This window comes from Candidatus Vampirococcus lugosii (assembly GCF_018420025.1).
Taxonomy (GTDB): domain Bacteria; phylum Patescibacteriota; class Gracilibacteria; order Absconditabacterales; family Absconditicoccaceae; genus Vampirococcus; species Vampirococcus lugosii.
The window spans coordinates 18,300-29,990 of sequence record NZ_JAEDAM010000009.1; the positions used below are offsets into that span (position 1 = coordinate 18,300).

The following is an 11,691-nucleotide window of genomic DNA, read 5'->3' on the forward strand; positions in this document are numbered from 1 at the left end:
GTTGTCATTTGTAATATTTCTAACATTTTTTGTTATGTTTTTGATTTATTTAAAGTCATCAAATCTTTTTTTACATAGTTTTATTATATTAAATTTTTTAATTTGATTAATATTGACAATTATTTGATGGCATTTGTATTTTGACTCAAAATTATTTTTTTATCTTTGAAAAAATCAAGAATCTACTTATTATATAGATAATTTAATTGAATCTATTTTTGCTAAAAAAATAATACAAAATAGAACTATTGATGATAGAATAAAATGATCTATAAAATTAACCAAAAAATTTATTTATATTTTTATATTTCATATAATTATTTTTATTATAATTATTCTCTATTTTTTATTATTAATGTTTTTTAATTAATATTTTTATAAAATAAAGTTTAAATTAATATGAATAAATTAAGAAAATTTTTGAGAAAAATTTTTTTGAAATGTTGATTTTCTCAAGAACAAATTGAAAAGTTTTATATAAATATTTACTGAAAAATAAAAAGAATAAAAAATCCATTTTTTAAATTTACAAATTATTTTTTATTCAAAATTTGAAAAAGAAGTAAAATTGAATATGATCTAAAATCAAAATTACTAAATAGTAAAGAAGTTTTTTGAGATAATGAATTTTATCAATCATATCCTCCTTTATGATTTGATTGAGAAAGAGATACATTATTAAGATTTCAAAATTATAATATTAAAAAATATATAAACAAAAATACTAATATACTAGATATATGATGAAATATATGATTTTTTTCTTTATACATATCAAAATATGTAAAACATATAGATCTTGTTGAATATAGTCAAGTATTAGTTGATATGTGAAATATATTAAAAGATTATGAAAATATAAAAAATGTATCTATTATGCAAAAAGATTTTAAAAATTTTTGTACAGATAAAAAATATGATGTAATATTTAGTTTTGCTGTACATAAATGGATATGATTGCCTTTCCTTGATTATATAGAGAAAATTTATAATTTATTAAATAAAGAATGAATTTTATTTATAGAAAGTCAAAATTTGGATATAGATCCAGATTTTGAATATAATTTAAATAATTGTCAAAAATTTTTCAAAATTATAAATATAAATAGTACTAATGAAAAAAAATCTTATTTAAGAAAAATTGCTATTATGAAAAAAGTATAATTTGATACTATAAATTTAAAGATATAAAATGTTAATATAAATAATTAAATTCATTTGATTTTAGATAAAAATTGATTATATTATTTAATAATATTTTATTAAATAATTAATTTTTATATGAAAAAATTATCATCAGAAGATTTGAGAAATATTTGGAAAAATTTTTGGGAAAATTGAGAAAAAGATCATAAATATCTTAAATATTCATCATTAATACCAGATAGTAAAGATAAAACAGTTCTTTTCAATACTGCTTGAATGCAACAGCTTGTATCATATTTGCTTGGTAAACCTCATCCTTTATGAAATAGGCTTTATAATATTCAAAAAAGTTTGAGAACTTGAGATATAGATGAAGTAGGAGACGAAAGACATCTTACATTTTTTGAAATGTTTGGAAATTGGTCTTTATGAGATTTTTTTAAAAAAGAATCTTTGACTTGGTCTGTAGAATTTTTAAATAAAGAAATTTGAATTTCTATAGAAAAAATTTGAGCAACAATTTTTGCTTGAGATGAAACTTTATGAATATGAGAAGATATAGAAGCTAGAAAAATTCTTAATGAAATATGAATTCCTAATTCAAGAATTAAAGCAATATGAATGGAAGATAATTTCCGAGGACCAGCAGGGGAGTTGGGACCTTGTTGACCTTGTTCAGAATTTTTTGTTGATAGAGGTGAAGAATGGTGAAAAAATAATTGGGATATGTGAGAAAATGATAGATTTATAGAAGTTTGGAATAATGTTTTTATGGAGTTTTACAAAAATGAAGATTGAACTTTTTCAAAATTAAAACAAAAAAATGTAGATACAGGTATGTGACTTGAAAGACTTGCTATGATTTTACAAAATAAACAAACAGTTTTTGAAACTGATTTATTTGAATTTATTATGATAAGTTTACAAAATTTTGTTTGAAAAAAATATGCACCGTTCCAAAAACATGAAAATGAGTTTGATCAACAAGAAAAAAATGATACAAGGCATTTCAGAATAATAGCAGATCATATAAGAACAGCTATTTTTATGATTTGAGATTGAGTAATTGCTAGTAATGATGGTAGATGATATGTACTTAGAAGACTTATCAGAAGATTTTATTATTCTCTTATTTCTCTCAATGAAAATATTAAATTAGATGATTTTATTAATGATTTGGTAAATAAAGTAAACCAAAAATATTGAACTTATTATATAGAAATTTCAAATGGTGTAAATAATATTATTTCATCTATATTAAACGAAATTTATCAATTTCAAAAAACAATTAATAATTGAATAAGAGAATTTGAAAAAATAGTAAAAGAAATAAAAAATTCTGATAATCCAAATAGGAATTATTTGACATGAGAAGAGGCATTCAAATTATATGATACTTATTGATTACCAGTAGATATGATAGAAGAACTTGCTTTCCAAACTTGATTTTCAGAAAAGTGATTAAATCCTGTTTCTTTTATTGAATTTGAAAAAGCTATGGAAAAAGCAAGAGAAAAATCTCGTAAATCTTCAAAAGATATGTTCAAAAGATGAATTGATTGGGCAAAATATTTGGATTGAATTAGTCCTACAGAATTTGTTTGATATGAAAATTTGGAATTGGAATGAATAAAAATTTTGAAAGATTTTGAAGTAAACTGACAAAGAGTTATTATTTTTGATAAAACTCCTTTTTATGCAGAATCTGGAGGTCAAACTTCTGATATTGGAATTTTGGAATTTGATGATAATAATGTATTAAATATTTATGAAGTTCAAAATTATTCTGGTGTATTTTTACATTTTATTAAATAATTAAAGATTTTAATTTATTATTTATTTAAAATAAAAAATTATTTATTTAAAAAGACTTGACATTAATAAAAAAAATATTAAAATTAATTTAATATTTTAAATATTAAATATTAAATATAACAAAAATGAGAAATAATAAATGATTTAGTATGATAGAAACTGTGGTGTCAATATGAGTAATTGCTATATTGGCAATAATTGCAGGATTAAGTATTACTATTTGGGTAAGTAAAGCAAGAGATGCAGAAGTGGTAAATAATGTAACGACTATAGCATGATGACTTGAAAGTTATCATGTAACAAATTTTGAGTATCCAGAACCAGATGGAAATATTTTAACATGAAATTTGGAGCAGTGAATAATGTGAACTTGAGTTATTGAAGAATTATCAAGTTTTGTAAATGTAAAAAATTTATCAAATTCTAATAAATATATTTATAGTACTTATCAAATTTATGATCATTATCAAGTAGTATGATTATTGGAAAATGATGTTCAAATACAGGCATATGATTATATGATAGATAAGGCATATGCAAATACAGATGCAACTATAAAACTATGAAATAAAGGATACTATTCAAAATGAACTATTGGAATGCATTTAATAGCAAATCAAGATAATACTTTGGTGCTTGAATGAAATGATTTAAAATCAAGTTATAAATTGATAAGTAATATTTGAAATGAAGATATTGTTTTAAATAATTTAGATGATGTTAAAAAAATTTCAGAAACTATTGTTAAAAATTGATGATCTTGATGAGATTGATGAAATTCGGATTTGTTATGAACTATTGAATGTAGTGATAAAACAGTTTGAACTACATTTGAAATATTTTGAGATACATATTATGTAGCAAGTGATAAAAAAGATATTCAAGATAATATTGATGGAGAAATAGATGGAAGTAATTTTATATGAGATTATCCAGCTAATAGAATATGTACAAGTAATGTTACTGATATGAGTAGTTTATTTAATTGAGAAGAAAATTTCAATCAAAATATATCAAATTGGGATACAAGTCAGGTTACTACTATGAGACAAATGTTTTGGAATGCAAGTTCATTTAATCAAGATATAGCAAATTGGGATACAAGTAATGTTACTAATATGAAACAAATGTTTTTTAATGCAAGTTTATTTAATCAAGATATAAGTACTTGGGATACAAGTAATGTTACTACTATGAAAGAAATGTTTTGGAATGCAAGTTTATTTAATAAAGATATATGAGATTGGGATATAAGTCAGGTTGATACTATGAATATGGAATGAATGTTTAGATGAGCAAGTTCATTTAATCAAGATATAGGTGATTGGGATACGAGTAATGTTACTACTATGAGATCGATGTTTTGGAATGCAAGTTCATTTAATCAAGATATAGGTGATTGGGATACAAGTAATGTTACCACTATGAGATCAATGTTTAGATGAGCAAGTTTATTTAATCAAGATATAGGAAATTGGGATACAAGTAATGTTGATACTATGAGTTATATGTTTAAAGATGCAAGTTTATTTAATCAAGATATATCAACTAAAAAAGTAAATGAATGAAGTGATGATGAATATATAGCTTGGGATACGAGTAATGTTACTACTATGAGATCGATGTTTAATTGAGCAAGTGTATTTAATCAAGATATATGAAGTTGGAATACAAGTAATGTTACTAACATGGAAGATATGTTTTATTGAGCAAGTTCATTTAATCAAAATATATGAAATTGGGATACAAGTAAGGTTGCTACTATGAATAGAAATAGAGATGGTTGAATGTTTAGATGAGCAAGTTCATTTAATAATGGATGTGATGAATGAGATCTTGGTTGTGATTTAAATAATTGGGATACAAGTAATATTACTACTATGAGAGAAATGTTTAGATGAGCAAGTTCATTTAATCAAGATATAGGTGATTGGAATACAAGTTATGTTAAAGATATGACACATATGTTTAACTGAGCAGATAGTTTTAATCAAGATATAGGTGATTGGAATACAAGTAATGTTACTAATATGAGTTATATGCTTAAAGCAGAAAATTTTAATAATTGATGTGATAAATGAGTTTCAGGTTGTCCTTTAGGTTGGGATACAAGTAATGTTACTAGTATGTTTCAAATGTTTAATGATGCAGAAAGTTTTAATCAAGATCTATCATGATGGTCTGTTAGTAGTGTAACAGATAATCGGGCATTTGATGATTGAGCCAATGCACGAACAGAACCAAAACCACAATGGTAAGCTTGTCCATAATTGAAATAAAAAAACATTTCTATTAAGAAATGTTTTTTTAATAAAAACAAATAAAAAATGATTTTAATCTTGAAAATATATTAATTTTTAATATATATAATTTGATTAAATGTTTTTTATGAAGTTTTAAATATATAAAAATATTATTAGAAAATGATAAAATATTTTATTAGTTTTATATTGTTTTTTTGATTATTATCTTTTGTAAATGCAGATTGTATAGATTTTGATGAATGAAAATTATGTTTAAATTTGGAAAATACTTGAAATTGAAATTATAAAGTAAATAAAAATTTTGATAATAATTCTTCAAATAATATTTTTTTGTTATCATGTAGTATATTGACTCCATCTTGAATTTTGAAAGAATTATGAGCTTGTGATTGAAGTTTTGAATATAATTGAACTTGAATAAACGATATTAGATATTATGTAGATTTTCAAGACCAAAGAAAAATATTGAATACTAAAGCTAATTTTGTTTATTTTAAGTATAGACAATGGCAAGAATTTATTTGAGTATATTCTATGTGGCAAGATTTGGTAGATAAATTATGAAATAAATTTCCTAAATTGGCAAATAATCAAGAATGGATAAATATAAGTAATAATCTTTATAAACAAATGGATAATCTTGTAAATACAGAAAAATCTACTATTGATTCTTATCAAAATTTTTATGATTTAATAGTTGATTATGTTAGATACAGTATCTCAAAAAAATAATAAAAAACCTATAATAGAAATTGAAAAATTATCATTTTCTCATAATAAATGACAAGAATGTTTTTTTGAAAATTTGGATATTAAATTATCAAAAAGTGATTTGTTAGTTATTTTTTGAAAATCAGGCTCTTGAAAAACTAGTTTTTTGAATATATTATGAAGTTTAAATAAACCAATTAGTGGTAAAATTTTTTATAATTGATTAAATATTTTTGAACAAAAAAAATCTTTTTTGCAAAATTATAGAAATTCCAAAATATGATTTGCTTTTCAAGATTTTAGAATATTAGATGATTTTTCTGTTTATGAAAATATTGTTTTGCCATTTTATATATGAAAATTTAAAAAAGATATTGACTGGATAAATTATTTGATAGATTATTTTGAAGTTTCTCATTTATTAAATAAAAATATTAAATATATTTCTTGATGAGAAAAAGAAAGAGTAAGTTTACTAAAATCATTTGCTCATAAGCCACAAATAGTTTTATTGGATGAACCTTGATCTTATTTAAATCAAGATCTTAAAAATAAAATATTTGATTTTATATATGAATATTCTCAAAATAATATTTGTGTTATAGTATCTCATGATAATTATTTAATTGATTATTTTTCTTTAAATAAGTTTATTGAAAATAAAGATTTAACATTTTATAAAAAATAATTTATGTTTTGGAAATTTATTTATAATGATTTTGTACAAAATAAGTTCAAAAATATTCTTGTAATATTTACATTTTTTATAGTTATGTTTTTTTCTATTAGTATTTTCATACTTGATAAAAATTTAAATCAATTTATATTTGATCAGACATGAATTTCTGAAAGATTAAAAAATCCAAATATGCTAGAAGTAATGCCAAAATCTTGAACATTAGAAGCTATTTTATTAGATCGTGAAGATGATAGTAATGATGAAATAATTTCTTTGGAAAATGATGATAGAGTACATAAAATATATTATTTTTATAATACTAGATTTCCAAATTCTTTATGAATTAATTTATTTTGAACTGAAATAAAAACTGATTTTTTGATGTATATTGCATCTGATGAATTGTTTACTAAATCAAGTTTTAAAAATGATGATATACCATTATGAATATCAAAAAAACTTTTGGATTTATATAATTTTGAATTATCAAATAATTCTTTATTTCCAAGAATTACTGAATCACAACTTTCATTATTAAAATTTGATTTAAAATTTAATCATTCAAATATTTTTAATATTAAAGGTAATGATTATTCTTGAGCTTGAAGAATAAATACGGTAGATAATAATTTTCCTTTATTATGATTGACTATTCCTTATTCAAAAGCTAAAAAAATATTTGAAAATATTTGAGAAAAAAAAATAAATATTCATAAATCTTTGGTTTTTTTGAAAGATAAAAATATGATTAATTCCTTTGTTCAAGATTATCCTAATTTGAATATTAAAACTTTGGAGTCAGAAAAAGAAAATATAACAAATAAATTATTTGTAATAAAAGCTTTTATGTTTTTTGTTTTGTCTGTTGTAGTATTTGTTTTAATTAGTTTTATGTTTTTCTTGACTCATTCTATAGTTTTTGATAATAAAAATATATTTAAAATATTGATAAGTCATGGTGCATCGTCTTTATTTATATTTTGAATAATTTATTTTAAAATATTTTTTTCTTTTTTGGTGGCATTTATTATATTATTAATATATGTTTATATTTTGAATAATTTAGTATTTATATATATTAGTAAATATATATATAATAATTATTCTTTAACTATTGATTTCGTTCCAATATCTTATTTAAATATTTTAATATTATTTTTGTCTTTTTCTATTTTTATTACTATATTAGTATTCTTAATATCAAGAAAATCTATTTTTATGAAATATTTAAAAAAATATTTAATATTAAACTAATTTTATATTGAAAATAGAATATAAATATATATATTTTATTAGTAAATAATTTTATGAATTTAAACTAAAATAATGAATCTTACATTAGAATCTTATATTAATCATATTAATTCTTGAGAATTAAAAGCTGTTGATGTTCTTAATAATTATTTAAATAAATCAAAAGATTTAAATAAAGAAAATAATGCATTTGTTAGATTTCATGAAGAATATGCAAATGAATTTATAAAAAATTCAGATTCAACAATTTTGAAATGAGCTCCTATTTGAGTAAAAGATATATTTTTAACTAAATGATTAGTTACTAGTTGTTGTTCAAAAATGTTACAAAATTATATATCACCTTATAGTTCAACTTGTTTTTTAAATTTGGAAAAAGCTTGAGCATGTATGATATGAAAAACAAATATGGATGAATTTGCAATGTGATCTAGTACAGAAAATTCTTTTTTTGGTCCTACAATTAATCCATATTGAAAAAATAGAATACCTTGATGAAGTTCTTGAGGTAGTGCTGCTGCTGTTGCTAGTGATATGTGTATTGCTTCTTTGTGAACTGATACATGATGAAGTATTAGACAACCTGCAAGTATGTGTTGAGTAGTATGATTTAAACCAACTTATTGAAGAGTTTCAAGATATGGAATACAAGCTATGGCTTCATCGTTGGATCAAGCTTGAGTTTTTACAAAAACTGTAAAAGATGCGGCTATACTTACTAAATATATGTCATGAAAAGATAAAAAAGATGCAACATCTTTAGATTTAGATTTTTCTGATAGTCTAGATTTAGCTTTACAAAAAGATAATTTGAAGTGATATAAAATAGCAGTAATTAATCAATTTTTTTCTGAAGGTCTAGATCAAGGAGTAAAAAAAATAATACTTGACAAAATAGAAGAGATAAAAGATAAATGAGCAGAAGTAGAATATATTGATTTTTCTATATTGGATTATGCTTTGAGTGTTTATTATATTATAATGCCTGCTGAATTAAGTACTAATTTATCAAGATTTGACTGAATTAGATTTGGTCATCAAGATGAAACTTTTAAATATGATGATATTTATTCTTATTATTCTTCAATAAGAAATGAATGATTTCAAGATGAAGCAAAAAGAAGAATTATGATTTGAACTTATGTATTAAGTGCAGGTTATTATGATGCATATTATTTGAGAGCTCAAAAAGTAAGAAAATTAATAAAAGAAGAATATGATAAAATATTTTCTAAATATGATGCCATAGTTTGACCTGTATCTCCGACTCCTGCTTGGAAAATTTGAGAAAAAATAAATGATCCTATCAAAATGTATTTATCAGATATTTATACTATACCAGTTAATTTAGCTTGATTGCCAGCTATGTCTTTACCAGCATGAAATATTGAAAAAGATTGAGAATCTCTTCCTGTATGATTACATATAATAGCAAATCAATTAAAAGAAGAAAATATATTTTCTATAGCTTCTGTATTGGAAAAATAATTTAAATATAAAAATATTATAATGGAAATTAATCTTTATGATTGAGAAAAATTTGAGAGAACAAAAGTTCGGTATATTAGTTTTGTTACATTATATGTATTTTTTATACTAATTTCGTTATTATCTTGAAATATAACTTGAGTAATACTACTTTTTTTGTTTCTTGGTTGATATATGTTCTTTAATTTACTTTGAAAAAATAATATAAAAGCAAAAATTTTTGATGAATGATTAAAAATTTGAAATAAATTTATTGCTTGGAGTAATGTGCATTGATTTGTACTTGAACTTGATGACAATACAAATCTTATTAAAAATATTGTATTTTTGGTAAATAATACTAAACTTGTACATACTCTAAATGATGATAATGAAAAAATAAAAGAATTTATTTTAAATCTTAATGATAAATGTGAAATGTTATCTTATTATGATCAAACTTTTGTGGATAAAATTATAAGAAAATTAAAAATTTAAATTTTAAACAAAATTAATAATGTCATACAATGATATATTTGAATCTAAAGAAAATGATATAAATGAAATTGAAGTATTAAAAAAAGATTTAAATTCTTTGCAAGAATTAGTAGTTGATCAGATTGTAGAAGATTTGGTCTATAAGTTTAAAAATAAAGATTTTGATTCTTTTCAAAAAAATATCAAGAAAGCTGAAAAATTTAAAAAATGAGTAATAATAACTAAATTTAAATCTTGTTTTGAAAATAATATGAATTCTTTGAACTCAAAACAAAAAGAAATTATAAATAATTTGAATTAGTATTGAGTGGTGTTTTTATTTTTAATCTAATATTTTAATTTTAATATTAAGTAAATTAAAGTATATATATCGTATATTTATTTTTTAAAATAAAAAATTATGGAATTTAAACTTGTTGATTTGGAATATTGATATGATGAATTTGAGCCGTATATAGATAAAGAAACTATGAAAATACATCATAGTAAACATCATCAAACATATGTGGATAAATTAAATAATTCTATAAAATGAACTGATGCAGAATGAAAAAGTTTAGAAGAAATATTTGAAAATATGTCAGATTTTTCTGATGCAATAAGAAATAATTGAGGTTGAGTTTATAATCATAATATTTATTGGTCAAGTATTTCTCCAAATTGATGATGAGAACCTAAATGAAAACTTTTTGAAGATATAGTTAATACTTTTGGAAGTTTTGATTTATTTAAAAGTGAAATGGAAAATGCTTGATTATCTCAATTTGGATCAGGTTGGGCTTGGTTGATAGTTGATAAAGACTGAAATCTTAAAATAACTAAAACACAAAATCAAGATAATCCACTTATGAATATTTTGAGTTCGGATAATAGATGAAAACCATTATTTTGTATTGATGTTCGGGAACATGCTTATTATTTGAAATATAACAATAGAAGAAATGATTATTTAAGTAATATATGGAATATTATAAATTGGGATAAAATAAGTGATGATTATAATAATTAATATAGCTTTTTTAAATTTAATAAAAAATACACTGAAAATAAAATTAGTGTATTTTTTATTAAACTCATTTTTGTAGAACAAATTTTCTAAATCTTTAATTTAGAGAACTATTTGCGAGAAATTAAAAATAGATTTATGTACTACACAAATTTTTAGTTTGCAAATATTCTATTTATAGACATTAATATATGATTGATATAAGTTTTTTAATTATATTTGCGAGTACTTTTTTAATAAACATATTATGATTATTTTTATTAAAAATAATAAAACACAAAAAATAATACATTATAATAAAAAAATTATAATTTCAATAGCGAATATTATTATATTCTCTATTGCAGTATAAATTATTTTTGATTACAGAATATTAGTTTAAAACATATATTCATATAAATCAATCAAAACTTTTTTATAATTAAGTAATAATTCATTATTTTGAATTGATCTAAATATTTTATTATCAAATATATTTGATAAGTTTGAATAAAATTCATATATATTTACTTCTCAATCTGGATTAAATTTATTATTTTCTGTTCATAAAATTCAAACTCAACATGCCCATCTAATACTTGAATCATAAACTCAATCCAAATTTCAAATATCTGTAATATAACATCATTTATTTGCATTTAAATTAATTATTGAAGTATTATCATTTATAGATTTCATTAATTTTGCTAATTCTTTTTTTGTAATAATATTATCTAATTTATTAAATATATTTTCTTTTACTACTCAATTTTTTATGTAATAATTTATAATATTTTCAGTATTATTTTCATCTTTATTATTTTTTTTATCTATAGTTTTTTTATCTTGATTTTTTATATTATTCTTTTTTT

The 11,691-nt window shown here is 20.9% G+C and carries 11 protein-coding genes; 10 read left to right on the forward strand and 1 reads right to left on the reverse strand.

Translation table 25 applies throughout. The features are described 5' to 3' along the window. Positions 1 to 399 precede the first annotated feature (399 nt). The 10 genes from VAMP_RS01405 to VAMP_RS01450 all read left to right on the forward strand — a co-directional run bounded on the left by VAMP_RS01405 (position 400) and on the right by VAMP_RS01450 (position 10,843). Positions 400 to 1,164 (forward strand): class I SAM-dependent methyltransferase, encoded by a 765-nt coding sequence (locus VAMP_RS01405; RefSeq protein ID WP_213348446.1) that lies wholly within the window; start codon positions 400 to 402, stop codon positions 1,162 to 1,164. A gap of 117 nt (positions 1,165 to 1,281) precedes the next feature. Beyond that, the gene (gene alaS, locus VAMP_RS06930) at positions 1,282 to 2,961 is read left to right on the forward strand and encodes an alanine--tRNA ligase (RefSeq protein ID WP_213348448.1); all 1,680 of its coding nucleotides are present in this window, start codon (positions 1,282 to 1,284) and stop codon (positions 2,959 to 2,961) included. 125 nt (positions 2,962 to 3,086) lie between these two features. After that, on the forward strand, positions 3,087 to 5,219 hold the full coding sequence (locus tag VAMP_RS06935; RefSeq protein ID WP_213348450.1) for a BspA family leucine-rich repeat surface protein: 2,133 nt from the start codon (positions 3,087 to 3,089) through the stop codon (positions 5,217 to 5,219). Positions 5,220 to 5,384: 165 nt separating this feature from the next. Next, positions 5,385 to 5,957: a hypothetical protein gene (locus VAMP_RS01420; RefSeq protein WP_213348452.1), complete on the forward strand. Its 573-nt coding sequence runs from the start codon at positions 5,385 to 5,387 to the stop codon at positions 5,955 to 5,957. Then, a complete protein-coding gene (locus VAMP_RS01425; protein WP_213348454.1) occupies positions 5,929 to 6,624 on the forward strand; it encodes an ATP-binding cassette domain-containing protein in 696 nt (231 codons plus the stop codon). Before VAMP_RS01420 ends, VAMP_RS01425 begins: the two co-directional genes overlap by 29 nt. A 3-nt stretch (positions 6,625 to 6,627) precedes the next feature. Beyond that, the gene (locus tag VAMP_RS01430; RefSeq protein ID WP_213348456.1) at positions 6,628 to 7,869 is read left to right on the forward strand and encodes a hypothetical protein; all 1,242 of its coding nucleotides are present in this window, start codon (positions 6,628 to 6,630) and stop codon (positions 7,867 to 7,869) included. Between the two features lie 72 nt (positions 7,870 to 7,941). Then, positions 7,942 to 9,357 carry an Asp-tRNA(Asn)/Glu-tRNA(Gln) amidotransferase subunit GatA gene (gatA, locus tag VAMP_RS01435; RefSeq protein WP_213348458.1) on the forward strand — a complete coding sequence of 472 codons (1,416 nt, stop codon included), beginning with the start codon at positions 7,942 to 7,944 and terminating at the stop codon, positions 9,355 to 9,357. Positions 9,358 to 9,378: 21 nt separating this feature from the next. Beyond that, on the forward strand, positions 9,379 to 9,834 hold the full coding sequence (locus tag VAMP_RS01440) for a hypothetical protein (protein ID WP_213348460.1): 456 nt from the start codon (positions 9,379 to 9,381) through the stop codon (positions 9,832 to 9,834). Positions 9,835 to 9,853: 19 nt separating this feature from the next. Continuing rightward, positions 9,854 to 10,135 carry a hypothetical protein gene (locus VAMP_RS01445; RefSeq protein WP_213348462.1) on the forward strand — a complete coding sequence of 94 codons (282 nt, stop codon included), beginning with the start codon at positions 9,854 to 9,856 and terminating at the stop codon, positions 10,133 to 10,135. A gap of 99 nt (positions 10,136 to 10,234) precedes the next feature. Continuing rightward, entirely contained in the window at positions 10,235 to 10,843 is a 609-nt protein-coding gene (locus VAMP_RS01450) for a superoxide dismutase (RefSeq protein ID WP_213348464.1), read from the forward strand. A gap of 375 nt (positions 10,844 to 11,218) precedes the next feature. On the opposite strand, the gene VAMP_RS01455 is transcribed toward VAMP_RS01450, so the two are convergent. Continuing rightward, positions 11,219 to 11,691, reverse strand: a 473-nt coding sequence (locus tag VAMP_RS01455) for a hypothetical protein (protein WP_213348466.1), incomplete at its 5' end; no start/stop codon positions are given.